The 24,834-nt window shown below is 72.5% G+C and carries 23 protein-coding genes; 10 read left to right on the top strand and 13 right to left on the bottom strand.

What is annotated here, in order from left to right:
* Positions 1-264 precede the first annotated feature (264 nt).
* Positions 265-1,248 (bottom strand): SCO0930 family lipoprotein, encoded by a 984-nt coding sequence (locus ACFZBT_RS25230; RefSeq protein ID WP_391107353.1) that lies wholly within the window; start codon positions 1,246-1,248, stop codon positions 265-267.
* A gap of 796 nt (positions 1,249-2,044) precedes the next feature.
* Here ACFZBT_RS25230 and ACFZBT_RS25225 point away from each other — a divergent pair.
* The 3 genes from ACFZBT_RS25225 (at position 2,045) to ACFZBT_RS25215 (ending at position 3,744) form a co-directional block, all read left to right on the top strand.
* Positions 2,045-2,176, top strand: a complete 132-nt coding sequence (locus ACFZBT_RS25225) for a hypothetical protein (RefSeq protein WP_391107351.1) — start codon at positions 2,045-2,047, stop codon at positions 2,174-2,176.
* 55 nt (positions 2,177-2,231) lie between these two features.
* Positions 2,232-2,966: a hypothetical protein gene (locus ACFZBT_RS25220; protein WP_391107438.1), complete on the top strand. Its 735-nt coding sequence runs from the start codon at positions 2,232-2,234 to the stop codon at positions 2,964-2,966.
* 217 nt (positions 2,967-3,183) lie between these two features.
* Positions 3,184-3,744 (top strand): hypothetical protein, encoded by a 561-nt coding sequence (locus ACFZBT_RS25215; RefSeq protein ID WP_391107435.1) that lies wholly within the window; start codon positions 3,184-3,186, stop codon positions 3,742-3,744.
* A 92-nt stretch (positions 3,745-3,836) separates the two neighbouring features.
* On the opposite strand, the gene ACFZBT_RS25210 is transcribed toward ACFZBT_RS25215, so the two are convergent.
* The gene (locus ACFZBT_RS25210) at positions 3,837-4,325 is read right to left on the bottom strand and encodes a hypothetical protein (RefSeq protein WP_391107348.1); all 489 of its coding nucleotides are present in this window, start codon (positions 4,323-4,325) and stop codon (positions 3,837-3,839) included.
* 351 nt (positions 4,326-4,676) lie between these two features.
* Here ACFZBT_RS25210 and ACFZBT_RS25205 point away from each other — a divergent pair, with 351 nt between their 5' ends.
* The gene (locus tag ACFZBT_RS25205; RefSeq protein WP_391107345.1) at positions 4,677-5,345 is read left to right on the top strand and encodes a class F sortase; all 669 of its coding nucleotides are present in this window, start codon (positions 4,677-4,679) and stop codon (positions 5,343-5,345) included.
* 39 nt (positions 5,346-5,384) lie between these two features.
* Here ACFZBT_RS25205 and ACFZBT_RS25200 read toward each other — a convergent pair whose 3' ends face one another.
* Positions 5,385-6,218, bottom strand: coding sequence for a polysaccharide deacetylase family protein (locus ACFZBT_RS25200; protein ID WP_391107342.1), 834 nt, complete (start codon positions 6,216-6,218; stop codon positions 5,385-5,387).
* A gap of 89 nt (positions 6,219-6,307) precedes the next feature.
* The gene (lysX, locus tag ACFZBT_RS25195) at positions 6,308-9,598 is read right to left on the bottom strand and encodes a bifunctional lysylphosphatidylglycerol synthetase/lysine--tRNA ligase LysX (protein WP_391107339.1); all 3,291 of its coding nucleotides are present in this window, start codon (positions 9,596-9,598) and stop codon (positions 6,308-6,310) included.
* 89 nt (positions 9,599-9,687) lie between these two features.
* On the opposite strand from lysX, the gene ACFZBT_RS25190 reads away from it, so the two are divergent.
* Positions 9,688-10,149, top strand: coding sequence for a universal stress protein (locus ACFZBT_RS25190; RefSeq protein WP_189722485.1), 462 nt, complete (start codon positions 9,688-9,690; stop codon positions 10,147-10,149).
* Between the two features lie 58 nt (positions 10,150-10,207).
* On the opposite strand, the gene ACFZBT_RS25185 is transcribed toward ACFZBT_RS25190, so the two are convergent.
* Positions 10,208-11,362: a CapA family protein gene (locus tag ACFZBT_RS25185; protein ID WP_391107336.1), complete on the bottom strand. Its 1,155-nt coding sequence runs from the start codon at positions 11,360-11,362 to the stop codon at positions 10,208-10,210.
* Positions 11,363-11,585: 223 nt separating this feature from the next.
* Between ACFZBT_RS25185 and ACFZBT_RS25180 the strand changes: the two genes are divergently transcribed.
* The 4 genes from ACFZBT_RS25180 to ACFZBT_RS25165 all read left to right on the top strand — a co-directional run bounded on the left by ACFZBT_RS25180 (position 11,586) and on the right by ACFZBT_RS25165 (position 14,911).
* Positions 11,586-12,131, top strand: a complete 546-nt coding sequence (locus tag ACFZBT_RS25180; RefSeq protein ID WP_391107334.1) for a sigma-70 family RNA polymerase sigma factor — start codon at positions 11,586-11,588, stop codon at positions 12,129-12,131.
* A 153-nt stretch (positions 12,132-12,284) separates the two neighbouring features.
* Positions 12,285-12,797: a hypothetical protein gene (locus tag ACFZBT_RS25175; protein WP_391107331.1), complete on the top strand. Its 513-nt coding sequence runs from the start codon at positions 12,285-12,287 to the stop codon at positions 12,795-12,797.
* Between the two features lie 150 nt (positions 12,798-12,947).
* Positions 12,948-13,610, top strand: coding sequence for a zf-HC2 domain-containing protein (locus ACFZBT_RS25170; RefSeq protein ID WP_391107328.1), 663 nt, complete (start codon positions 12,948-12,950; stop codon positions 13,608-13,610).
* Between the two features lie 119 nt (positions 13,611-13,729).
* A complete protein-coding gene (locus ACFZBT_RS25165) occupies positions 13,730-14,911 on the top strand; it encodes a SpoIIE family protein phosphatase (protein ID WP_391107325.1) in 1,182 nt (393 codons plus the stop codon).
* 7 nt (positions 14,912-14,918) lie between these two features.
* Here ACFZBT_RS25165 and ACFZBT_RS25160 read toward each other — a convergent pair whose 3' ends face one another.
* From ACFZBT_RS25160 to ACFZBT_RS25150, 3 genes are all read right to left on the bottom strand, one after another.
* Entirely contained in the window at positions 14,919-15,782 is an 864-nt protein-coding gene (locus ACFZBT_RS25160) for a DNA-formamidopyrimidine glycosylase family protein (protein ID WP_391107322.1), read from the bottom strand.
* 22 nt (positions 15,783-15,804) lie between these two features.
* Positions 15,805-17,892 (bottom strand): SpoIIE family protein phosphatase, encoded by a 2,088-nt coding sequence (locus tag ACFZBT_RS25155; RefSeq protein ID WP_391107319.1) that lies wholly within the window; start codon positions 17,890-17,892, stop codon positions 15,805-15,807.
* A 76-nt stretch (positions 17,893-17,968) separates the two neighbouring features.
* Positions 17,969-19,060: a DUF6777 domain-containing protein gene (locus tag ACFZBT_RS25150; protein WP_391107316.1), complete on the bottom strand. Its 1,092-nt coding sequence runs from the start codon at positions 19,058-19,060 to the stop codon at positions 17,969-17,971.
* A 141-nt stretch (positions 19,061-19,201) separates the two neighbouring features.
* Between ACFZBT_RS25150 and ACFZBT_RS25145 the strand changes: the two genes are divergently transcribed.
* On the top strand, positions 19,202-20,623 hold the full coding sequence (locus ACFZBT_RS25145; protein WP_391107313.1) for a lipase maturation factor family protein: 1,422 nt from the start codon (positions 19,202-19,204) through the stop codon (positions 20,621-20,623).
* Here ACFZBT_RS25145 and ACFZBT_RS25140 read toward each other — a convergent pair.
* The 5 genes from ACFZBT_RS25140 to ACFZBT_RS25120 are packed head-to-tail and all read right to left on the bottom strand — an operon-like array spanning position 20,611 to position 24,833.
* Complete coding sequence (locus ACFZBT_RS25140; protein ID WP_391107310.1) at positions 20,611-21,444, bottom strand: amidohydrolase family protein; 834 nt, start codon at positions 21,442-21,444, stop codon at positions 20,611-20,613. The two genes, ACFZBT_RS25145 and ACFZBT_RS25140, sit on opposite strands and share 13 nt — an antisense overlap.
* The gene (locus tag ACFZBT_RS25135; RefSeq protein ID WP_391107307.1) at positions 21,441-21,758 is read right to left on the bottom strand and encodes an L-rhamnose mutarotase; all 318 of its coding nucleotides are present in this window, start codon (positions 21,756-21,758) and stop codon (positions 21,441-21,443) included. The genes ACFZBT_RS25140 and ACFZBT_RS25135 overlap by 4 nt, the downstream gene beginning before the upstream one ends.
* The gene (locus tag ACFZBT_RS25130) at positions 21,755-22,741 is read right to left on the bottom strand and encodes an aldo/keto reductase (RefSeq protein WP_391107304.1); all 987 of its coding nucleotides are present in this window, start codon (positions 22,739-22,741) and stop codon (positions 21,755-21,757) included. The genes ACFZBT_RS25135 and ACFZBT_RS25130 overlap by 4 nt, the downstream gene beginning before the upstream one ends.
* Positions 22,738-23,493, bottom strand: a complete 756-nt coding sequence (locus ACFZBT_RS25125; protein WP_391107301.1) for an SDR family oxidoreductase — start codon at positions 23,491-23,493, stop codon at positions 22,738-22,740. The genes ACFZBT_RS25130 and ACFZBT_RS25125 overlap by 4 nt, the downstream gene beginning before the upstream one ends.
* The gene (locus tag ACFZBT_RS25120; protein WP_391107298.1) at positions 23,490-24,833 is read right to left on the bottom strand and encodes an enolase C-terminal domain-like protein; all 1,344 of its coding nucleotides are present in this window, start codon (positions 24,831-24,833) and stop codon (positions 23,490-23,492) included. The genes ACFZBT_RS25125 and ACFZBT_RS25120 overlap by 4 nt, the downstream gene beginning before the upstream one ends.
* Position 24,834: the final 1 nt, after the last annotated feature.

Here is a 24,834-nt window from a genome sequence, read left to right as displayed (position 1 = left end):
CCGAAACGGAAATTGACCATCCGTTCCCGGTCACTGCCTGCGGCACGTGCCGAATTGATACCCGCCCGCATGTCCTTCGAACATATGACGAACAGTGTTCGAGGCATTCCGGAGAGTTCCGGTTCGGAAGGGGAAGAGTGTTGAGAATTCGATGAGTTCAGGTGAAGCACGGCAAAACGGTCCGCCCCTCCGTGAGTCACGGAGGGGCGGACCGGGTCGGCTCCGTCGGGTGACGCGAGGGTCAACCCTGGGGAGGTCTCTCTGCTATTCCGACGCGCCGACCAGCTTTCCGTCGGGGCGCACGGCGTACCAAGTACCGCCCACGCCCTGGCCGTTGGTGTCGCCCGGAGCCTTGTCGCCGGCGAAGGTGTAGATCGGCGAGCAGTTGATCGTCTGCTGCTTGCCCTTGCCGTCGGTCCGGTCGAAGATCATGTAGCCCTTCTCCTGGATGCCCTTGGTGTCGGCGAAGTCGACGGGCTCCACGAGCGGCCACTTCTTCAGGCACTCGCCGGTGCAGTTGGAGACCGGCTCGGGCCAGGCCTTGTCCTTCTTGAACCGGTAGACGGTCATGCCGTTCTTGTCGACGACGATCTCGCCGAGCTTGGGGTCCTCACGGGTGGACAGGCCGGCCTCGACCTCGGCTCCACCGCCGCCGGCGGCGCCCGCACCGCCCTCCTGCGCCTTCTTGCCGTCGGGGGCCAGCGCGTACCACTTGCCGCCCACACCCTGGCCCTTGACGTCACCGGCGTTGACGTCCTTGGCGTAGCGGTAGGCCGGCCAGCCGCCCACGGTCAGCTGCTTGGTGCCGTCGGCCCGGGTCACCGAGCCGAGCAGCGCCTTGTCGATGCCCTCGCCGGCCTCGGCGTCGTCCGCGGGGACCGGCGGCCAGGTCTTGGCGCAGTCGCCGTCGCAGTTCGACTTGGGCGGCTGCTCGGTGTCCTGGTCGAACCGGTACAGGGTGAGGCCGAGGCTGTCGGTCACCACCTTGCCGATCTCGTCGGCGGTGGAGACGGACAGCTTGCCCGCGGGGTTGGACGGGCTGGAAGCGCTCGGCGCCGCCGGGCTGCTGCTCGCGGTGCCGCCCGCACCGGCGGTCCCGGAGCCGATGTTTCCGTAATCCCCGGGTGCCGCTGTGGCACCCACGTTCTGGCTGGCCGCCGGTGGGCTGTCCTGACCGCACGCCGTCGTCAGCGCCAGGACCGCCGCGGCGCTCGCCACGAGTGAGGCGCTCCGCCAGGAGGTCTTCATCGTCAACTCCCCATAATCGCAAGGGTGTTGCAGCGCCCTGCTGCGCCGCCGCACGGTCATGAGTACGCATGGGAGCAGCGATTGTGTTCAACGACGGGCCAAATTTCTTTCCGGAAGCTGTGAGGAGCGCCGCCCGCGGCCTGTGACGGGTGCCGCTCTCCGTCGCACAGGCATGCGTGTCGAGCACCCCACGGGTGACCGCCGATCAAACCGGCGGCACCCGGAAATCCCTCTTTCGGGGCAATCCCCTTGCGCTCCGGCACGTCCCGGCGGAACAGGGCTCATGATCTTCGTCGTGTATGGACCCCTTTCGATCCAACCCGCCGTCGCCGTAAGGGCCTTGGCGGTGGCGGCGCTGACCTGGGCGCTCGTCGGCGCACCTGGTTCAGTGGCGGTGGCCACCGCCTGCGCGTACGCCTCGACGGGGCCGGACGGCACGAAGGCGGTGGCGTACGCCGGGAGCAAGACCTGGCCGACCAAGCCGCCGTGCCCGACACCCACACCGACGCCCACGCCCACGCCCACGCCCACCCCGACTCCCCCGCCGCCGAAGCCGTCGCCGACTCCGAGCCCGTCTCCGGACCCGACGCCGCCCCCGCCGAAGCCGGCACCCACGGCCCGGCCCAAGCCACCGCCCGAGCCGCCGCCCGCACCACGCCCGGCGGCCCCCCGGCCCGAGCCGACCCTCAGGCCCGTGCCACCGCCACCGCCGCCCCCTCCCCCGGCTCCGGCTCCGGCTCCGGCTCCGGCACCAGAACCGTCGGCGACGCCGACACCGCGTCCGTCCGCCTCACCCGTGCACTACCCGCGGTATCGCGCCGCGCCGCCCCGGCCACGGCAGGCGGGCAACGCGATGTCGCCGCTCACCTTCGTCCTGCTCGTCACGGTGCCCGCGGTGGTCGCCGTCGCCGCGCTGCGCGCGCGCTGATCCCTGAAAGCCCAGGAGGTACCTCTTGCCGGAATGGCTTGTTCTCACCCTCGCGATGCTGGCCGCGTGCGCCGTGGTGGTCGTCATCACGCTCGTACGCCACCGGACGGCGTCCGACGACGAGGACCCCAGTGAGACCCCGGACGTCATCGAGTACATGACGATGTGGATCGGCGTGGTGTACGCCATCGTCCTGGGCCTGGCGATCGCCGGTGTCTGGGAGGGGCGCAGCGCAGCCCAGGACCACGTCCAGGCCGAGGCCACCGCGCTGCACGAGATCTCCGAGCGGGTCCGGGTCTACCCGGCCGACGCACGCGACCGGATCCGGGACGACATCGAGGCCTACGTGGGATACGTCGTCACCACCGAGTGGGACACCATGGCCGACGAGGGCCGGGTCACCGAGCGCGGTCACCGGCTCTTCGAGCGCGTCCGGCAGGACGTCACCGACTACGAGCCGAAGACGGACTTCCAGGCCCAGGCCTACCAACCGCTCCTCGACCAGGTGACCGCGGCCAACCAGGCCCGGATCGCCCGGGCGGAGTCGACCGGGGAGACCATGCCGGGCGTGGTGTGGTTCGGGCTGATCGCCGGGGCCGTCGTCACCATCGGAATGATCTTCGCCCTGCAGATCCGCAGAACGACCCGGGAAATGGTCCTCGCCGGGCTGTTCTCGGCGCTGATCGCCTTCCTGCTGTTCCTGATCTGGGACTTCGACTCGCCGTACAGCAGGGGCGTGACCGCGTCGGCGGACCCGTTCCTCAATCTCTTCCCGGGCGCCGGGGACTGACGGCGCCCGCACCACAGGTCCGGGCCGGGGGGCGCGCGACACGCCGTCGCCGTCCCCCGGCCGCCGCAACGGAGTTCCCCCGGGCGGCGCACACGCATGCCCCATTCGCGCTACTGCGATCGCGCCACGGCGCACCCGTTCCTAGCGTTTCGGGCAACGAGGTGCGTAGGTGAGCGGAACAGGTCCGCGGCTGCTCCTCGGGGACCCGGAGGTCACCATGCGCGCGATACGCGTCGCTTCGGCCGTACTGCTGGGCGCCGGCGCCCTCGCCTCCTGCATGCCGACCGCGTACGCGGCGGTCCGGACCGATTTCGGCTTCAGTGTCGAGCCCTCCACCGTCGCGGCGGGCGAGCGGGTCACGCTGCGGGTGGTCCGCAACGCGGCGTGCCGGGGAGAGGCGGTGGTGTCCTCGCCGGTCTTCGACCTGGTCGCCATCCCGCCCCGGGAGTCCTCGGCACGGGCCGTCGTCGACTGGGACGCCAAACCCGGCGCCGTGTACGACGTGGAGTTCGTCTGTGACGAGTCGAGCGGCACCGCGCGCCTGACCATCGCGGGCGGCCGTCCGACGCACCACCCCACACATCGGCCGACGCACCACTCCCCGCATCACCCCGGGGACCACCACGGCCACCCGTCGAAGGGCGCCCACGCCGGAGAGGGCGGCACCCTCGCGGGCTTCGACCTCAAGGAGATCGGCCTCGGCGCCGCGCTCATCGCCGGCGCGCTGGGGACGACCTACCACTTCGCACGGCGCCGCACCGACGAGGAAACCGGCTGACCGGACCGACGCGGATGCCGCCCACGGGTTCTGCCCTCGCCCCGGGCCGGAGAGGATCCGGGGCGAGGACCGTACGTGCGAGGCGACCGCCGTCAGACGCGCCGCTCGGCCCGGCGCCGCATCCAGAACAGGCCACCGCCGACGGCCGCCGCGGTCACGAGGCCACCGCCGATGGCCACGTCGGTCGGCGTCGCACCGGTGGTGCTGCTGCCGCCGATACCGCCGCGGACACCGCCGATGACGGTGAAGGCCTGCGGCTTGGTCAGGGTCTTGCTGTCGCACCTGACGGTGATGTCGTACGGACCCGGACGGGCGTTGTTCCTGATCGTGGCGGTGCCCCTCGCCGTCTCGTTGGCGCCGCGGATGGGCGAGAGCGTCGCCGGCATCGTGAACGCGCTGGAGGTCGCCGTGCCGCCGTGGCGGCAGCCGTCGACCGTGATGGTGAGCTGACCGCCGCGGGCGATCACGCTGGGCAGGGCGACGATGTTGCTCGGTCTGTCCCACGCGACGGCCGCGGGGGCGGAGAGCCCGAGGGCGGCGACCGCGGCGCCGGCGACCGCCAGAGCACGAGTGTTACGCATGTGATCCTCCGCGGAAGACGCCCCGGGACCCGTCCCCGGTCGATCGGCGAGAAAGCGCCTCCCAGAAAGACAGTCAGTTGCCCTGCCCGGACCCGCATTTCGGGAATGGTCCGTCCCAGTGAGAGCGGATACCGCGGGAAATCCACACAATGGGATATCGCCGCAGGTCACGGACTGTCAGAAATTTCCTCGCGGCGGCAACTCGGATGGCGCACCTGAAATACCCGGGCCGCCCGTCGAGGGCCCGGGCCACCCGTTCGCCGCCGCCCCGTCGCCGGTTTCACACGCGGCACTTAGCGTTCTGATATGCGCGAAAGACACGGCGACGGCCGCGTCGAGAGGGGATGGCCCATGTCTGCGTCCGAGCTGGCCCAGGCCGAAGAGGAGGCGCGGCCGAGGAAGCGCGCCCCGTGGGGCGTGATAGCGCTGGTCCTGCTGACCGGCCTCGCCCTCATCCGGAATGGTTCGGGAGAGTTCGACGAGGGTCCGCCGCAGCCGGCGACGGCGGCCGCGACGGACAGCCGGGTGCCCGGCGCCACCTTCGCCGGAACCGTACAGCCGCTGCCGTACTCCCTCCCGGACCGGGTCAGGATCCCGGCGATCCAGGTCGACACCCCGATCATTCCCGTGGGCCTGGACGCGGACGGCTGGGTCGGCGCGCCCCCGCCCGAGGACCCGAACCTGGCGGGCTGGTTCACCGGAGCCGTCACCCCCGGCGAGAAGGGCACCGCGGTCGTCGTCGGGCATGTCGACAATCAGCTGGGCCCGGCCGTGTTCTACGCGCTCGGAGCCCTGAAGAAGGGAAACCGTGTCGAGGTCGCCCGGCAGGACGGAAAGACCGTCGTGTTCGAGATCTACGGCGTCGAGGTGTTCGAGAAGAACAACTTCCCGGGGGACCGGGTGTACGCGTCCAAGGGCGCGGCGGAACTGCGGGTCATCACCTGCGGCGGCGGTTTCTCCCAGCAGAACGGCTATGCGGGCAACGTCGTGGCATTCGCCCGCGCGGTCGAGGTGCGCTGAGCGTTCCCGGCCGGGCGGGCGAAAGCCGCACGGCGTCCGTCACTCGTAATGCCGCCGGGGGACGCTGACGTGGTATCCGGCGTCCAGCAGTTCGGGCAGATAGCGCCGCAGGGCCCGCACGCTCTGCGAGCGGTCGCCCCCGGCGTCGTGGGAGAGCACCACGACGCCGGGGGCGGCGCCGTTCTCCACCCGGCGGACGATGGACCGGGTGCCGGGGGTGGTCCAGTCGAGGGTGTCGACCGTCCAGGCGAGGGATTCCATGCCGAGTTCGGCGCCGAGCCGGAACGCCGTGCGGTTCCAGGCGCCGTAGGGGGCGCGGAACCACTCGGGGCGCTCCCCGTAGGCATCCTCGATGACGTCGCAGGTGCGTTCCATCTCGGAGCGGATGCCCCTGCGGGTGAGGCGGGTGAGCAGCGGGTGGGACCAGGTGTGGTTCCCGACGACATGGCCCTCTTCGGCCATCCGGGCCAGCAGTTCCCTGTTGTCGGCGACCATGCCGCCGCACACGAAGAACATCGCGCGCACGTCGTACTTGGCGAGGGTGTCCAGGACGGCCGGGGTGTAGCGGGGGTCGGGGCCGTCGTCGAAGGTCAGCACCATGTGGCGGCCGCGTCCGGAGAAGCGCAGCAGCGGTGCGCTCCGGACCAGGGTGCGGCGGGGCGCGGCGTGCGGCGGTCCGTATCCGGTGAGGGGCTGGAGCCGGTACGCGGAGGAGTTGAGCGGGCGGCGCACCTGGGGACCGGCGGCCGGGACGGTCCCGGTGGGTCCGCCCCCGGTGACCGCCGCGAACACACCGGCCGTGGCGGCGGCGCCCGCCGCGCCGGTGCCGGCGAGCAACACCCGGCGACGGGTGAGCAACTGATCCTTCTTCATGACTCATGAGTCGCCCGGCGGGAGACCGGCGCACCTGAGCAACACCGGTGCGGCGGCGCGGTTTCACCCGGTCGGCCCACGCAGACGGGTCAGCGGCGGCGCACCAGGGGGAACGGCAGGGTCTCCCGGATCGTCAGTCCGGTGAGGAACATGACGAGCCGGTCGACGCCGATGCCGAGGCCGCCGGTGGGCGGCATGGCGTATTCGAGGGCGTCGAGGAAGTCCTCGTCGAGTTCCATCGCCTCGGGGTCGCCGCCGGCGGCGAGCAGGGACTGGGCGGTGAGGCGGCGGCGCTGCTCGACGGGGTCGGTCAGCTCCGAGTAGGCGGTGCCCAGTTCGGTGCCGAAGGCGACGAGGTCCCAGCGTTCGGCGAGGCGCGGGTCGGTGCGGTGCTGCCGGGTGAGCGGGGAGACGTCGGTCGGGAAGTCCTTGTAGAAGGTGGGCAGCTGGGTCCGCTCCTCCACGAGCCGCTCGTACATCTCCAGGACGACGTCGCCGGGGCCGTCGTCGGCGGTGTACGGCACGCCGACGCGGTCGCACAGCCGGAGCAGCTCGGGCAGTTCGGTGCCGGGGTGGATCTCCTCGCCGAGTGCCTCGCTGATGGCGCCGTGGACGGTCTTGACGGGCCACTGCCCGGAGATGTCGTACACCTCGCCGTCCTTGTGGGCCACGGGGGTACCGAAGGCGGCGGTCGCGGCGCCCTGGATCAGTTCGCGGACGAGGTCGAGCATCACGTCGTAGTCGGCGAAGGCCTGGTAGGCCTCCAGCATCGTGAACTCGGGGTTGTGCTTGTAGGAGACGCCCTCGTTGCGGAAGGTGCGGCCCAGTTCGAAGACCTTCTCCATGCCGCCGACGCACAGCCGCTTCAGGTACAGCTCGGGGGCGATGCGCAGGTACAGGTCGAGGTCGTAGGCGTTGATGTGGGTGGTGAAGGGGCGGGCGTTGGCGCCGCCGTGGATCTGCTGGAGCATCGGCGTCTCGACCTCGAGGTAGCCGCGGTCCAGCAGGCCCTGGCGCAGGGCCTGGACGGCGGTGGAGCGGGCGCGGATCACCTCGCGGGCGTCGGGGCTCGCGACCAGGTCGAGATAGCGGCGGCGGACCTTGGCCTCGGGGTCGGCGAGGCCCCGGCGTTTGTCGGGCAGGGGGCGCAGGCACTTGCCGGTGAGCTGCCAGTCGGTGACGAACACGGTCGGCTCGCCCAGGTCGCTGACGCCCGCTCGGCCGGTGGCGGTGATGTGGTCGCCGATGTCGGTGTCGGCGGTGAAGCGGTCGAGGGCGGTGCCGGAGCGGTCGCGGGTGAGGGCGAGCTGGTGGTCGCCCGACCAGTCGCGCAGCACGACGAAGACGATGCCGCCGAAGTCGCGGACGAGCATGATGCGGCCCGCGACGGTGACCTGTTCGCCCTTGGCGACCTCGGCGAGGGTGTGGGTGCGGGCCGGGAGGCCCACCGGGTAGGGGTCGGTGCCGGCGGCGCGCAGCCGGTCGAGTTTGCGGTGCCGGACCCGGACCTGGTCGGACAGGCCGGAGAGGGGGTCGGCGGGCTCGGTCCCGTCCCCTCCGGCGAGGCCGAGCGCCGCCAACGACGGCAGCCCCTCCGTGGTGACGGGCCGCTGTCCGCCCTTCGGGTGCCCTCTTCCCCACAACTTGCGCATCGACGGTACGGAGACGAAGCCCTCGGCGATGCCGGAGGCGAGACCGACCTTGGCGAGGGAGGCGGCCTCCGCGTAGCAGAGGAAGCGGGGGTACCACTCGGGGCGGTACTTGGCGTTGGACCGGTACAGGGCCTCCAGTTGCCACCATTTGGAGAAGAACAGCAGCAGACGCCGCCAGAGGCGGAGGACCGGTCCGGCGCCGATGCGGGCGCCCTCCTCGAACACGGAGCGGAACACGGCGAAGTTCAGCGAGACCTTGCGCACGCCGAGTTTCGGGGCGGCGTGGCACAGTTCGGCGACCATGAACTCCATGACGCCGTTGGGGGCGGTGCGGTCACGGCGCATCAAGTCGAGGGAGACGCCGTCCTTGCCCCAGGGCACGAAGGACTGGATCGCGAGGAGCCGGCCGTCCCTGTCGTGGGCCTCGACGAGGAGGCAGTCGCCGTCCGCCGGGTCGCCGAGCCGGTCCAGGGCCATGGAGAAGCCACGTTCGGTCTCGGTGTCGCGCCAGGCGTCGGCCCGTTCGACGATCTGCCGCATCTCCTCCTCGCTCAGGGTGGAGTGGCGGCGCACCAGGCAGCCGGCGCCGGTGCGGCGGACCCGGTTGACGGCCTGGCGGGTGACGCGCATGTCGCGGCCGTCGAGGTCGAAGTCGAGGACGTGCAGGATCGCCTCGTCACCGAGTTGGAGCGCGCCGAGTCCGGCGCGTACGAAGGCCCTGGCGCCCTCTTCGGAGGCGCCCATCACGGCCGGTGTCCAGGCGTGGCGGCGGGCCACGTCCTGCCAGGCGGCGATCGCGTGCGGCCAGGCCTCCCGGTCGCCGACCGGGTCGCCGCTGGCCAGGCACACCCCGGCCTCGACGCGGTAGGTGACGGCGGCCTTGCCGCTGGGTGAGAAGACGACGGCCTTGTCGCGGCGGGTGGCGAAGTAGCCGAGGGAGTCCTGGTCGCCGTAGCGGCCGAGGAGGGCGCGGATGCGGGTCTCCTCGTCGTCGTGGAGGGCGGCTTCCAGGCGCTGGGAGCGGAAGAGGGTGGCGGCGGCGTTCAGCAGGGCGAGCGCGCCGAACAGGCCGAGCAGGAAGTACAGGGCGTGCGGCGGCCGGCCGTCGAAGGAGCCGGCCGGCACCAGTCCGCCGCAGACCCGGTTCGCGGCCCAGGCCAGTCGCTGGTCGCCGGGCAGGGTGCCGGGGAAGGCCGCGACCAGGGCCCAGCCGGCCAGGATCGCCACGACCAGACCGGCCACCAGGACGGCGAGGGCACGGCGTACGGCGGCGCGGCGGGAGGCGGCGTAGAACTCCCCGCGGGCGACGATCAGCAGGGCGAGGGCGAGGCCGCACACCACGAAGGAGGGGACGGATTCGGCGAACTGGCCGACGGCCATGCCGAGGATGTCGGACAGGACCAGCAGGCCCAGGTAGACGACGACCAGCCACCAGGCGATCTTCTTGCGGGCGCCGGTGGCGGCGGCGAGCAGGAACAGGAAGACCGCGTAGGCGAGGTTGGCGCTGACCGGGACGAGCAGCAGGTCCAGGAAGCGGACGAGCGGGCGCAGTCCGGTGCGCAGCGGCGGGATGAGTGCCAGCAGGGCGCAGAGCAGACCGAGGACGCCGAAGAAGACCGCGAAGCCTCCGGGCACCCGGCCCAGGAGGCCGTGGGTCCGGCCGCGGGGCGGCCGTATCGGGCCCCCGGTGTCCTTCTCGGCCGTCCCGGTGTCCGCGATGGCACTCATGCTTCCGACTCTAGGAACACCCGCCTCTTCTCGCCCGTCGAACGCTCCCGGCCGGCGGCCGGGGCGGAGGGCTCCGATAGCCTCGCGGCGTGACGGAACAGCACGCCCATCAGTTCGAGCGGGGCACGGACGGGCCGAAGGTGATCCTCGTCGGAGTGGACGGCTCCGACTCCTCCCTGCGGGCCGCGGCCTACGCCTCCGGCCTGGCCCGGCGGCAGCACGCGCTGCTCGCCGTGGTGTACGTGCAGCCCGTGCTGGCGGCGGGGGCGGCGCTGGGGGCACCGGTGGCGGAGACGACCGACGAGATAGCCGAGGACCTGGTCGCGCAGATCCGGGACGCCGCCGAGCGCCTCAAGGGGATCTTCGAGGTCCGCTGGGAGTTCCACACGTTCCCCGGCGACCCCTACAACGGCCTCGTCCAGGCGGCCGACGAACTCAAGGCGGACGCCGTGGTCGTGGGCGCGTCCGAGCAGGCCGGCCACCGGATCGTCGGGTCGGTGGCGGTACGGCTGGTGAAGGCCGGGCGGTGGCCGGTGACGGTGGTTCCGTAGAAGCCCCCCCCGGGGTCGCGCTGGTGGTGGACGCGCGCGGCCGGACCGTCGCTTCGGCCTACTCCCCCATCACCAGTCCGTCCCCGGCCGCGCCCCTGCCGAGGACGACCTTCCGGATGCGGTCGCGGACGGCCTGGCCGTCGGCGCCCTGGGCGATGGCACGGTTGAGGTTCACGACGCGGCCGGCGTCGACGTCGAACAGCTGCGGGACGAACTCCGCCTTCGTCACCTCCCAGCGGCCGCCCGGCCGTGCGGGCGGGGCGAAGGTGAAGCGGCCGAGGGTGGACTGGTTGCCGCGCGGGTCCTTGGCGCCCTGGTGGTTGGTCATCTCGCCGGCGATCTGGTCTCCCATGCCGTAGATCACCCAGGTGCCGTTGACCTTCTCGTACGCCTGCGGGACGTGCGCGTGGGTGCCGAGGATCAGGTCGATGTCGGGGCGTGTGCCGCTGCGCGCGGCGGTGAGGTTGCGGGACAGGGTCAGCTGCTGGTGGTCGGGGGCTTCCTGCCACTCGGTGCCCCAGTGCAGGGAGACGACGACCACGTCGGCGCCCGCCCGGCGTGCGGCCCGGGCGTCCGCGATGACCGTGCCCTCGTCGATGAGGTTCACGGCCCAGGGCTGTCCGGCCGGGAGCGGGATGCCGTTGGTGTCGTAGGTGTAGGCGAGATGGGCGATCTTCGCGGAGCCCGCCTGGAGGACGGTCACGGCGCGCGCCTCCTCCTCGGCGCGTGCCGAGCCGGCGTGCCGTACGCCCGCGCGGTCGAGGGCGTCGAGGGTGCGCCGGATGCCGGCGGCGCCGTCGTCCAGGGTGTGGTTGGAGGCGGTGGAGCAGCCGTCGTAGCCGGTGGCGGCGAGGGCCTCGGCCACCTCGGGCGGGGACTTGAAGGTGGGGTAGCCCGTGTAGGCGCCGTTCTCGCCGTAGACGGTCTCCATGTGGCACAGGGCCACATCCGCGCGGGAGACGACGGAGCGGATCCCCGCGAGCATCGGCCGGAAGTCGTAGCCGCTGCCGCCGGCGTCGAAGCGGGCCCGGTCGATGATCGAGCTGTGCGGGAGGACGTCGCCGGAGGCGACCAGTGTGAAGCCGCGAGACACGGCGGAGGGTGCGGGGCGTCCCGGGCCGCGCATTTCATGGCTGCCGCGGGCCTGGCAGGCCGCACCCGCGGCGAGGACGACGGTCAGGGCCAGGGCCAGCTGTCGACTGCGTGCGATCATGCCATTCACCCCACTGTGGGCGTTGTGGTCGTATTTACGCACCATCAGGAAAGAAGGCTCTCGGCGTCCCACGCGGCTCCGACACGCTCATTAGCCCGTCCGGAACGCACCGGTCCGGGCGAGGTGACCGTTCGTCGAACCGTTCGTCGACGCGATCGACCGTCCGCCGCACGGGCGGGTACGTGCCCTGTCCCCCGGCTGCCCCCTGCTGTGGCATACGGCCATGACGGCCGGATCCACTCTCACGAACGGGACGACCGCCGAGCACGAGCTCGCCGCACTGCAGCGGGAGCACGGCCGGCCCCTCTTCGCGCTCCTGCTCCGGCTCTGCGACGGCGACCGGCAGCGCGCCGAGGACCTGGTGCAGGAGACGCTCGTACGCGCCTGGCAGCACCCCGAGGCCCTGCGCGCCGACGACTTCGAGTCCGTACGGCCCTGGCTGATGACCGTCGGGCGGCGGCTCGCGATCGACGCCCGGCGGGCCCGGCAGGCGCGTCCGGCCGAGGTCGGCGACGCGGTGCTGGAGAACGCGCGGGTCATCTCCGACCACGCCGAGCGGGCCGCGGCGACGCTCGACGTCCGCCAGGCTGTGAAGACACTCACTCCGGAGCACCGTGAAGTCCTGGTGCTCGTGTACTTCCAGGGGGCGAGTGTGGCGGAAGCCGCGGCGACCCTCGGGATCCCGCCCGGTACCGTGAAGTCCCGCGCGTACTACGCGCTGCGCGCCCTGCGCCGGGTGCTTCCCGGATACGCCGCCGACCTGCGCTGAAACCAATGCTCGGGTCAAGCCTCCGTAAAGCGCCTTGCTGAACACCCCGGTTGAGTAATCGGCTGTTCTCATCCGTGTTCCGAAAGAGGGCCGACAGCGCCCCCGGGGCCCGGTGTCGGGCTACGCGCGCGTACCGGAGGAGGGCAGGAAGGGATGCTGCACAGAGGTGAAGAGAGCACGGACGGTGCGGACGGTGAACTGACCGTCCCCATGGCGTGGTTGTACGCCGAGTACATCGCCGACGAGCTGCTGCGGACCGGCGATCTGATGCCGCCGACGTCCTTCGAGTTCCGGGCGGGGCGGGACGCCCTGGCGCTGACCATCTTCCTCTCCGACACCGACGGGGAGCTGTCCGGTATCCGGGTCATCACCCAGCTGGAGACGTGGCTGTCACTGACCGCTTACGACCAGCCGTGGCAGGAGTGGGTGCGCGAGCGGCTGGCCGAGCTGGACGGCGCGGCGGCCGAGGCGGGCCGGCCGGCGCCGGACCTGGACCTGGCGGACGAGGCCTGGCGCTGGCTGCAGGAGACGGAACTGCTCGCGCCCGATCTGAACGCGGTGCCGGGCGGGGCTCCGGTGGTCGGGGAGGACGAGGGGCCGAAGGTCTGGACGCCCGCCTGGCAGCTCGGACTGCCGCTGGGACATCTCGCGATCCATCTTTTTTAGATTTCCGTGCCTCGGACCAATCCGCCCGGCGGACGGCTCCGAATCCTTAGGTTGCGATTGTGTCACCGGCTTGAGTGATTCCGCTGCCTGGTCCGTACCGGTGGGAGCAAGGAGTAACCCCACCCGCACCCAACGGCACGAGGATTCGGCATGAGGTCCCTGGAACGGCATCGCGACGTCGGCGCCTACGCGCTCGGCGTGCTCGACGAGGCGGAGGCCTTCCGCTTCGAGGACCACCTCATGGAGTGCCCTCGGTGCGCTGCAGAGGTGACGGAATTCGGCGCCACGACACGGCAGTTGATGCTGTACCGGCGGGCGACACCACGGTTCGTGCACCCGATGGCGCAGCCCGGACCGCGCATGCTGGACCGGCTGCTGGCCGAGGTGGCGACGAAGCGCCGGGCCGGACGCAGACGCCTGCTGTTCGGGCTGGCCGCCTCGGTGGCGTTCGCGGTGTCCGTACCCGCCGTCGCGATAATGGCCGAGGGCAGCAGCAGCGCGGGCGAGGGGCCCCTGACGGTCGCGGCGACCGACGCGCGATCGGGCGTCTGGGCCCAGGTCACGGTCGAGGACAATGCCTCGGGCAGCCAGGTCGAGCTGAAGGTCAAGGACGCGGCCGGGCCCCGCCCCTGCCACCTGGTCATCGTCGGCCGCGACGGCTCCGAGGAGACGGCCACCAGCTGGCACGGCCCCGGGCACGACACCCACCCCAACACCATGATGGCCAGCTCCTCCATGCACCCGGACCAGACCGCCCGCTACGAGGTCCGCTCGGCGTCCGGGGAGGTCCTGGTGAAGCTCCAGCCCCGGTAGGGCGTGTCGTCCGTCCGCCCCTGTCGCCGGGCAGCCCGCGTTCCCCGGTGTGAGACTGCTGCTGGCTGGCGCACCCGGGAGACAGCCGGGTGTCCGCGGTCCCGACGAGGGGAGACGAGGTGGCGGCGTCACTGGACGGCGACGGCCGCCTGGAGGAGTACCTCGCCCATCCGGGGAACAGGTCGCTGGACCTGACCACCGCCGCGGCCCGCGCCACCGAGGCCCTGGGGCTCCAGCACTCCGTGGTGTACCTCGTCGACATCCAGCAGCGCCGGCTCGTGCCGCTCTCCGATGAGGCCTCACCCCTGCTCGTCGACGACTCGCTCGCCGGCTGGACCTACCGCACCCAGTCCCTGCGCGTGGAGGAGTCCGAGTCGGGCGGCATGACGGCCTGGATCCCTCTCGTGGACGGCGCGGAACGCGTCGGTGTCCTCGCCGTGCACTCGGCCTCGCTGACCCCGGCCGTGCTGCGCCGCGGCAAGGCCCTCGCCACGCTCCTCGCCATGATGATCACGTCCACCCGGGCGTACCAGGACTCATTCGTCCGGCGGACGCGCACCAAGCCGATGCGGCTGCCCGCCGAGATGCTGCGGGCCTTTCTGCCGCCGCGCACGATCGGCACCGCGCACGTCGTGTCCACGGCCGTGCTGGAGCCGGCCTACGAGCTCGGCGGCGACGCCTTCGACCACTCCCTCACCGAGACGGCCCTGCACGCCACGGTCCTCGACGCCATGGGACACGACCTGGCCGCCGGGCTCACCACAGCCGTGTGCCTGGCCGCGAGCCGCAATGCCCGGCGGGCCGGTGCGGACCTGCCCGACCTGGTGCGGAGCGTGGACGACGCGCTGGCGCGGTGGCTGCCCGACCAGTTCTGCACGGGGGTCCTGGCCCAGCTGGACCTGGCCTCCGGAGTGCTGCGGTGGTGCAACTGCGGGCACCCCACCCCGCTGCTCATCCGTGACAGGCGGCCGGACGTCGGCGCCATGCGGCGCGAGCCGGAACCGCCGATGGGTCTGCCGTCCCGGCTGGCCGGGCTGCGGCGGCGGACGCACGAGATCGCTCTGAAACCCGGCGACCGGGTGCTGATGTACAGCGACGGGGTCACCGAGGCCAGGGCCGTCGACGGCGCCGAGTTCGGTCTGGAGCAGTTCGCCGACTACATCATCCGGGCGACGGCGGCGGGCGAGCTGGCGCCCGAGACGCTGCGGCGGCTCATCCACTCCATCCTCGACTCGTCCGGCAGCCGGCTGCGGGACGACGCGACCATCCTGATGTTCGAGTGGTCGCCCCCGGCCCGGTGACGGCGCGTCACTTCAGCAGCCGGGACATCCTGCGGTCCGCCAGCGGTTTGCCGCCCGTCTGGCAGGTCGGGCAGTACTGCAGCGAGGAGTCGCTGAAGGACACCTCCCGGACGGTGTCGCCGCACACCGGGCAGGGCTCGCCGGTGCGGCCGTGGACGCGCAGACCGCTCTTCTTCTCGGCCTTCAGCCGCCCGGCCGCCACGCCCCGGGAGCGTTCGACCGCCTCGGTGAGCGTGTCGCGCAGGGCCTCGTACAGCCGGTGGGTCTCCTCCGCGCTCAAGGACGCGGCGAGTTTGAAGGGCGACATCCTCGCCGCGTGCAGGATCTCGTCGCTGTAGGCGTTGCCCACGCCCGCGATCAGGCTCTGGTCGCGCAAGGCGCCCTTGAGCTGCCGCCGTTCACCGGCCAGGAGTTCCGCGAAGCGTTCCTCGTCGAAGTCGTCGGCGAGGGGGTCCGGGCCGAGCCGGGAGACGCCCGGGACCTCCCGCGGGTCCCCCACGACGTACACGGCGAGCCGCTTCTGGGTGCCGGCCTCGGTCAGGTCGAAGCCGGAGCCGGTCTCCAGGGCCACGCGCAGCGCGAGGGGGCCCTTGCCGGGGCGGGGCGGGCCGTCGGGCAGACGGTCCTTCCAGTGCAGCCAGCCCGCGCGGGCCAGGTGCGTCACGAAGTGCGGTCCGTCCGCGGTTTCGAGGTCGAGGAACTTTCCGTACCGGTGTACGGCGGCGACCTCGTGTCCCTCCAGCGCGGACAGGGGCGGGTCGTACGTCTTCAGGACGCTGATCGCGACGGGCAGCACCCGGACGATCTCGTGGCCGACGAGGTGCTCGGCCAGGAAGTCCTTGAGCGCCTCGACCTCGGGGAGTTCCGGCATGGGTCCAGAGTGCCACGCGGGGTCACTCGTTGCCGGGCACCACGAACTCGCACCAGACGGCCTTGCCACCGCCCCGCGCCTCCACGCCCCATACGTCGGTGAGCAGCTCCACCAGCAGCAGACCCCGCCCGGAGACTCCCGACTCGCCCGCCTCGCGGCGGCGCGGCAGGGCGCTGGAGGAGTCCTCGACCTCGACGCGCAGCCGGCGACCGGAGCCGGTGAGGACCCGCAGGGTGACGATCGCGGAGCCCTCGGTGTGCATCAGGGCGTTGGTGATCAGCTCGTCGGCGACCAGCTCGATCTCGTCGGCGCGGTCCCGGGCGCCCCAGACGCCGACCGCGGTGCGGATCATGTGCCGGGCCTCTGTCAGGGCCGCCGGGTCGCCGGGGGCCACGTGCCGCTGGAGCCGCAGCCCGGACTGCGGGCTGTCGGGGCCGCGCCGGCGCAGCAGGAGCAGCGCCACGTCGTCGTCGCCGCAGCGCTCGGCGGCCACGTCGATGAGCCGGTCGGCGAGGTCACGCACGTCGTCGGGGCCGGTGGCGACGAGCGCGGTGAGGGTGCGCATGCCGTCGTCGAGGTCGGCGCCGGGCTGCTCCACCAGGCCGTCGGTGCACAGCAGCAGGGTGTCGCCCGGGTCGAGCTCCACGGTGCCCACCGGGTACTCGAGGCGGCCGAACTCGGCGGACAGGCCGAGCGGCAGACCGCCCGGGACGGTGACGCGGCGGCAGGACCCGTCGGGCCGGCGCACGAGCGGGTCGATGTGGCCGGCCCGGACCACCTGGAGCACGCCGGTCGACAGGTCGGCCTCGGCGTAGAGGCAGGTCGCGGAGCGGTCGGTGTCGAGTTCGTGCAGGAAGACGGAGGCGCGGGCCATGACGGTGGCCGGGGTGTGCCCCTCGGCGGCGTAGGCGCGCAGCACGATGCGCAGCTGGCCCATGACGGCGGCGGCGTGCGTGTCGTGGCCCTGGACGTCGCCGATGACGGCGCCGACCCGGCCGCCGGGCAGCGGGATGAGGTCGTACCAGTCGCCGCCGATGTCACGGCCGACGGAGCCGCCGATGGTGGCGGCGCGGTAGCGCACGGCGACATCGGCCCCGGGCACGCTCGGGATGGTCCGGGGCAGCATGGCCTGCTGGAGGCCCTGCGCGAGGTCCATCTCCTGCTCGTAGAACATGGCACGTTGCAGGCTCTGCGCGATGCTGCTGCCGAGGGCGACGAGGATGTTGCGCTCCTCGGGTGTGAAGCCGTGCCGGTCGCTGTAGAGCAGGCCGACCGCGCCGATGGGCTGGGCCTGGACGATGAGCGGCAGATAGGCGGCCGAGGTGATGTTCAGGCCGGTGATGTGCGGCCAGAGGATCGGGTAGCGCTCGGCGAACTCCTCCGGCGATTCGATGAAGCGGGGACCGAGGGTCCGCACGGCCTCGCTCATCGGGTAGGGCTCGTCGATCCGGGTGACGCGGGTGCCCGGCACGAAGCTGTCCGAGGGCCCCTCGGCGACCAGGCGGATGCGCCCGGCCTCGACCAGGCCCATGACCAGGCTGGTGGCCCCCAGGTGGACGAGGCCGTGGGTGTCCTTCAGGACGTCGATGACGTCCTGGACGGTGCGGGCGTGGGCCAGGGCGGCCGTGGTGAGTTCGACGACGCTGGTCTGCTCCCGGCGGGCCTCGTCCCGGGCGGCCTGGTCGAGGCGGGCCTCGCTCTCGCCGAGTTCCTGGGTGGCGTCCCGGACGATGCCGATGATGCGGCGGGGCCGTCCGGTGTCGTCGCGCCGGATGTAGCCCTGGGTGTGGGTCCAGCGCAGGGTGCCGTCGCGGCGGCGCATGCGGAAGTAGGCGCCGTAGTTCTCGCTGCCGTCCTTCAGTGCCTGGGAGACGGCGGTGTCCAGGCGCCGGGCCTCGCCGGGCGGGACGCGCTTGGCGAGGGTCGCGGGGCGGTCGTCGTACTCGTCGGGGCGCACGTCGAAGATGTCGTGGGCCTGGGCGTCCATCTGCATCAGGCCGGTGTCCAGATCCCAGTCGAAACTGCCCATCCGGTTGAGCGCGAGGATCGGATCCGGGTGGGCGGGCCAGTCGTCCGGGAGTGACAGGGCGCTCCCTCCCCGATCAGCCATGGGCCCACCTTGCCAGGAATCTTTTGTTTCTTCGACCGATGTGCCGAGCTTACGGGCCTCCCCGCCGGAGAGGCCCTCAGTCGCCATCGGGGATCAGACCGGCTCCGTCGGGCAGGTCGGGGCTGTCCGGCACGGTGTCGGGGCCGACGTCGTCGGAGCCGGCGGGGGCTGCCGGAACCGGTTCGTCCGGAGCCGGGCCGGTGTCTTCGGGGAGCGGGTCGGTCGCGTCGGGAAGCGGGCCGGTCGTGTCGGACGGCGGTTCGGAGGCGTCGCCCGGCGGTGAAACCGCGACAGCCGGGCCGCTCTCTTCCCGGGGAGCCGTACCGGCCACGCCCGGGGAGAGGGGCGACGGCGTGGGGGACGTCGCGGACGGCTGCGCCCAGAGCGGTGGCGGCAGGGCCCGGTCGTGGCGTACGTCGTGGCCGGTCGGCCGCACGATCCAGGTGCGGGCGGCGACATCGATGATCGTGAAGTCGGTGATCACCTGCGGGGCCGGGGTCACGACGATCACCTCCTCGGGCCGGTAGCCGGGCCAGGGGCTGCCTCGGCCGCGCGGGGTGCCCCGCGTCGCCACCGGCGGACGGAGCGGGTTGCCGCAGGCGCAGCGGACGCGCGGCACGCCCCGGTCGTCGACCAGGACGGCGGTGCCCGCCTGGAGGACGGACTGGTAGCCGCCCGCCCGTCCGGCCCGGAAGCCGTGGTTGGTGACGCGGGTGTCGGCGCGCAGCACCACCGGGGTCAGCCGGCGTACGTGGTCGGGGACGGAGGCCGGGGAGACGCCCGCGACCCCGGCGAAGGCGCGCATCCTGGCCCGGTCGCGGGTGAGGTGGCCGATCTGCCGCGCGATGTCGCAGCTGCCGGTCCGCTCGATGCCTCCGTACAGGCCGGGTGTCCCGCCGGAGAGCGAGCGCGGGCGGACCGAGACCCGGGCGGCGCCGGCCGGGCCGGACGCCCCCGGCGTTCGCGGGGCGGGGGACGGGGTAGCCGTCGTGAGGGCCGTGGAGTCCGTGAAGGGGTCCGGTCCCCGGGCGGCGGCCGGTTGGAGGAAGAGCTCTCCGCCCGCGTCCTCGTCGTCACCGTCGCCGTCGCCGTCGGTGCCGCAGCCCGAGAGGAGGAGCGCCGTCGACAGCACACAGGCCATGACGAAGGTCCCGGTGTGTGTCCGCACCGTCCGCACCCGGTCCTCCTGCCTCGCTTCCGGCGATTCGTCCCTATTGTTTGCTTCACTCGCTCGGGTTACGCAACCGGAGCGGCGCCGCACGGAGCGTGACACTGGGGTCCGGCGCGGCATCGGGAGGAGTGCACCGCCGTGGACTGGTTCACCGCATCCGACTACTGGCTGAGCCGGCTGGTCTTCCAGCGGGCGCTGGCCGCCGTGTATCTGGTCGCGTTCCTGACGGCCGTGCTCCAGTTCCGGGCGCTGATCGGGCGGCGCGGGATGCTGCCGGTGCCCGAGTTCGTCGAGCGGGTGCCGTTCCAGCGGGCGCCGAGCCTGTTCCAGCTGCACTACTCGGACCGCTTCTTCGCGCTGTGCGCCTGGGCGGGCTGCGCGGTGTCGGCGGCGCTGCTGGCGGGGCTCGACTCGCTGCTGCCGCTGTGGGGCGGCATGCTGCTGTGGCTGGTGCCGTGGGTGTTGTACCTGTCGATCGTGAACGTGGGGCAGACCTGGTACTCGTTCGGCTGGGAGTCGCTGCTGCTGGAGGTCGGCTTCCTCGCGGTGTTCCTCGGCAACGACGAGGTGGCGCCGCCGCTCGTCGTGCTGTTCCTGCTGCGGTGGATCCTGTTCCGGGTGGAGTTCGGCGCGGGGCTGATCAAGATGCGCGGCGACGAGTGCTGGCGAAAGCTGACGTGCCTGGACCATCATCACGAGACCCAGCCGATGCCGGGCCCGCTGAGCTGGTTCTTCCACCATCTGCCCAGGCCCCTGCACCGGGTCGAGGTGGCCGCGAACCATGTCACCCAACTCGTTTTGCCGTTCCTGCTGTTCACCCCGCAGCCCATCGCGACGGCCGCCGCCGCGCTGATGATCGTCACCCAGCTGTGGCTGGTGCTGTCGGGCAACTTCTCCTGGCTGAACTGGATCACGATCGTGCTGGCCCTGTCGGCGGTACGGTTCCCGGCCGATCCACCGGACGTGGCCGAGGCCCCGCTCTGGTACGTGGTCGTGGTGCTGGCGGTGGCCGCGCTGCTCGTGGGCCTCAGCTACCAGCCGGTCCGCAACATGCTCTCCCGCCGCCAGGTGATGAACCGCTCCTTCGACCCGGTCCATCTGGTCAACACCTACGGGGCGTTCGGCAGTGTGAGCCGGGTCCGCTACGAGGTGGTCGTCGAGGGCACCGCGGACGACGTGCCGCGTACGGACTCGGAGTGGCGGGAGTACGAGTTCAAGGGCAAGCCGGGTGATCCGCGGCGCTGGCCGCGCCAGTTCGCGCCGTACCATCTGCGGCTGGACTGGATGATGTGGTTCGCGGCGCTCTCCCCCGCCTACGCCGGTTCCTGGTTCGGCACGCTGGTGGAGCGCCTGCTGGAGAACGACCGGGCCACGCTGAGGCTGCTGCGCCGCTCGCCGTTCCCGCCGGACGAGCCCCCGCGGTACGTGCGCGCCCGCCTGTTCCGCTACCGCTTCACGACCTGGCGCGAGCTGCGGGAGACGGGCGCGTGCTGGGAGCGGACGTACGTACGGGAGTACCTGCCGCCGACGCGACTGGCGGAGACGGTTCAGAGGCCGTAGACGCGGGTGGCGGTGGTCGCGAGGATCTGCTCGTGATCGTGCTCGGAGGTGAGGCGGCGTACGAGGTCGAGGGTGGTGCCGTACGAGGTGGCGAGCGTGCATACCGGCCAGTCCGAGCCGTACATCAGTCGCTCCGGTCCGAAGGCCTCCAGTGCCTGGTCGGCGTACGGGCGCAGGTCCTGGACGGTCCAGGAGGTGAGGTCGGCCTCGGTGACCAGGCCGGACAGCTTGGCGACCGTGTTGGGCAGGGCGGCGAGGGCGTGCAGGCCGGACGCCCAGGGTTCGAGGGCGCCGGAGGCGATGGGCGGTTTGCCCAGGTGGTCGAGGACGAAGGTGAGGGCGGGCAGGTCCGCGGCGGCCCGGGCGCAGGCCGGGAGCTGGTGGGGCAGGACCACGAGGTCGTAGACCAGCCCGGCGTCGGCGACGGCGGCCAGTCCCCGGCGGACGTCCGGGCGCAGCAGCCATTCCGGGTCGGGTTCGCCCTGGACCTGGTGGCGGATGCCCTTGAGGTGGCGTCCGCCGGGGAGTTCCCGCAGCCGGGCGAGTTCGTCGGCGACGTCGGGGCGGGTGAGGTCGGTCCACCCGACGACGCCCGCGGTCAGGTCGTGCTCGTCGGCCAGGGCCAGGAACTCCGGGGTCTCCTCGGGCACGGTGATCGTCTGGACGAGGACCGTGCGGTCCACTCCTGCCGCTCTCGCCTCGGGTTCGAGATCCTTCATCGTGAAGTCGCGGCGCAGGGACGCGAGTTCGGGCCCGGTGATCCAGTCCTGATCGCGGACGGACAGGTCCCACACGTGGTGGTGGGCGTCGACGACGGTCATGACGGCAGCTCCCAGACGACCGGCAGACCCGCGTCGGCGCCCTCGCCGGAGTAGTCGTGCACGACGTCCAGCAGCTCGGCCATGCGGGCCTGCCAGGCGACGTTGACCGGCAGCTTCTCCAGTTCGGCGAGGAGCCGGGCGTAGTCCTCGCACTCCAGGACGTGGAACAGGTCGGTGCCGCTGCGCCAGATGGTCCAGGCGGTGGCGCCGGCGGCCCGGATGGCGTCGGTGAGTTCCTCGGGGACCTCGCGGTGGGCGGCCTCGTACGCGGCGACGCGGTCGGCGCGGACCTTGGTGTGCAGGGCGACTCTCATGACGGCTCCTCGGTGGGGACGGGGGCGTCGGCGGGCAGCAGGCCCTTGGCGCGGAGGTCCTGCCAGAACGCGGCGGGCACGCGCGCGGCGAACTGGTGGGCGCAGTCGCGGACCTCGTGCGCCGAGCGGGCCCCGACGAGGACGCTGGCGACGGCCGAGTGGGCGGCGCAGAAGGCCAGGGCGGCGGCGCGCAGCGTGGTGCCGTGGCGGTCGGCGACGGACTTCAGCCGCAGGGCGCGCTCGACCAACTCCGAGGGGGCGACGGTGTAGTTGTACGTCGCGCCCGGCCGCGGGTTCGCGAGCAGGCCGGAGTTGAAGGCGCCGCCGATGACGACGGACGTGCCGCGTTCCCGGGCCGCGGGCAGCAGGTCGGTGAGGGCGCTCTGGTCGAGCAGGGTGTAGCGGCCGGCGCACAGCACCACGTCGACGTCGGTGTCGCGGACGAAGCGGGTGAGCATCTCCGCCTGGTTCATGCCGGCGCCGATCGCGCCGACCACGCCCTCGGAGCGGAGCTTCTCCAGGGCCGGATAGCCCTCCCGGAAGGCCTCTTCGGCATGCTCGTCGGGGTCGTGGAGGTAGACGACGTCGACGCGGTCGAGGCCGAGCCGTTCCAGGCTGGCCTCCAGCGTGCGTCGTACGCCGTCGGTGCTGAAGTCCCACACGCGGCGGTGGGTGGCGGGCACGGCGAACCCGTGGGCCAGGTCGTCGCCGGTGCCGTCCGCGGGCTCCAGGCGGCGGCCCACCTTGGTGGAGATCGTGTACTGGTCGCGGGGGCGGTCGCGCAGGGCGGCGCCGAGGCGGCGCTCGGAGAGGCCGAGGCCGTAGTGCGGGGCGGTGTCGAAGTAGCGGATGCCCCGCTGCCAGGCGGCGTCCACGGCGTCGTATGCCTGCGCCTCGCCGACCTCGGAGTACAGGTTGGCGATCGCGGCGGCGCCGAAGGACAGGGCGCTGACCTCGACGCCGCTGCCGCCGAGCCGGTTCACCGGGCCACCGGGCGCAGCCGCAGGCCCTGCATGCCGCCGTCGACGGCGAGCGCGGTGCCGGTGGTGGCGCCGGAGAGGGGGCCTGCCAGATAGGCGATGGCGCCCGCGACCTCGGCCGCCGAGACCAGCCGGCCGGTGGGCTGGCGGGCCTCCAGGGCGGCGCGTTCGGCGGCCGGTTCGGGCGCGGCGTCGAGGAGGCGGCCGACCCAGGGCGTGTCGACCGTGCCCGGGTTGACGCAGTTGACGCGGATGCCCTCGCGGACGTGGTCGGCGGCCATGGCGAGGGTGAGGGAGTACACGGCGCCCTTGGTGGCGCTGTACAGGGCGCGCTGCGGCAGGCCCGCCGTGGCGGCGATGGAGCAGGTGTTGACGATCGCGGCGTGCGCGGAGGCGCGCAGGTGGGGCAGGCAGGCACGGGCGGTGCGGACCATGCCGACGACGTTGACGTCGTAGACGCGGTGCCAGTCGTCGTCGGAGTTGTCCTCGACGGTGCCCTGGGCACCGATGCCCGCGTTGTTGACCAGGACGTCGAGACCGCCGAGGTCGGCGACCGCCGCCGCCACCGCCGCGCGCACGGACGCGTCGTCGGTGACGTCCGCGCGGTAGGCGAGCAGCGGCCTGTCGACCGGCGACGGGTCCAGGTCGAGGACGGCGACCCGGGCGCCGCGCTCGGCCAGGAGGTCGGCGGTGGCCCGGCCGATGCCGGAGGCGCCGCCCGTCACCAGGGCTGTGATGCCCTCGAAGTCGCTCATACGGCCTGACCCTTCTTCCGCTCGTCGAGGTCGGCGGCCCAGAACTCGCCGCCCGGGTAGGTGAATCGCGCCAGTGACTCGGGCCGCATGGCGGCCGAGAAGCCCGGCGCGGTGGGCGCCCTGTAGTGAGCCTCGCGGATCACCACCGGGTCGAGGAAGTGGTCGTGCAGATGGTCGACGTACTCGATGACGCGGTCCTCGGTGGTGCCGGACAGGGCCACGTAGTCGAACATCGACAGGTGCTGGACGAGTTCGCACAGGCCCACACCGCCCGCGTGCGGGCAGACCGGCACGCCGAACTTGGCCGCGAGCAGCAGGATGGCGAGGTTCTCGGGGACGCCGCCGACACGGGCCGCGTCGATCTGGACGACGTCGAGCGCGCCGGCCTGGAGGAGCTGCTTGAAGACGATCCGGTTGTGGACGTGCTCGCCGGTGGCGACCTTCACGGGGGCGACGGCCCGGCGGACCGCCGCGTGGCCGAGGATGTCGTCGGGGCTGGTGGGCTCCTCGATCCAGTACGGGTCGAACTCGGCGAGGGCCTTGGTCCAGCGGATCGCCTCGTCGACGTCCCAGCGCTGGTTGGCGTCGACGGCCAGGCGGATGTCAGGGCCGATGACGGACCGGGCGACACGGCACCGGCGGATGTCGTCGTCGAGGTCGGCGCCGACCTTCAGCTTGATCTGCCGGAAGCCGTCGGCGACCGCCTGGGATGCCAGCCGGGTGAGTTTCTCGTCGTCGTAGCCGAGCCAGCCGGGTGAGGTGGTGTAGGCGGGGTAGCCGCGCTCCAGCAGCCGGGCCGTGCGCTCCTCGGCGCCCTCCCGGCCCCGGCGCAGCAGAGTCAGGGCCTCCTCGGGAGTGAGGGCGTCGGTGAGGTAGCGGAAGTCGATCTGGCGCACCAGCCAGGCGGGGTCGGCCTCGGCGAGCAGCCGCCACAGCGGCAGCCCGGCGCGCTTGGCGGCCAGGTCCCACACGGCGTTGACGACCGCGCCGATCGCCATGTGCATCACGCCCTTCTCGGGCCCGAGCCAGCGCAGCTGGCTGTCGCCGATCAGGTCGCGGTTCAGGAGGGACGGGTCGGCGCACAGGTCGTCGGCCGAGCGGCCGACCAGGTGTCCGCGCAGCGCGTCGATCGCGGCGACCTGCACCTCGTTGCCCCGCCCGATGGTGAAGGCGAACCCGTGCCCCTCGTGGCCGTCGGCGGCGTCCGTGCGCAGGACGACGTAGGCCGCCGAGTAGTCGGGGTCCGGGTTCATCGCATCGGAGCCGTCGAGCTCGCGCGAGGTGGGGAAGCGGATGTCGTGGGTGTCGACCGCGATGATGCGGGCGGGCGTCGGGAACACA

Origin of the sequence: Streptomyces sp. NPDC008137 (genome assembly GCF_042957035.1) — a bacterium.
GTDB lineage: Bacteria > Actinomycetota > Actinomycetes > Streptomycetales > Streptomycetaceae > Streptomyces.
The sequence above is the reverse complement of the archived record's forward strand: the minus strand, read 5'-3'. Positions and strand labels throughout refer to the sequence as shown.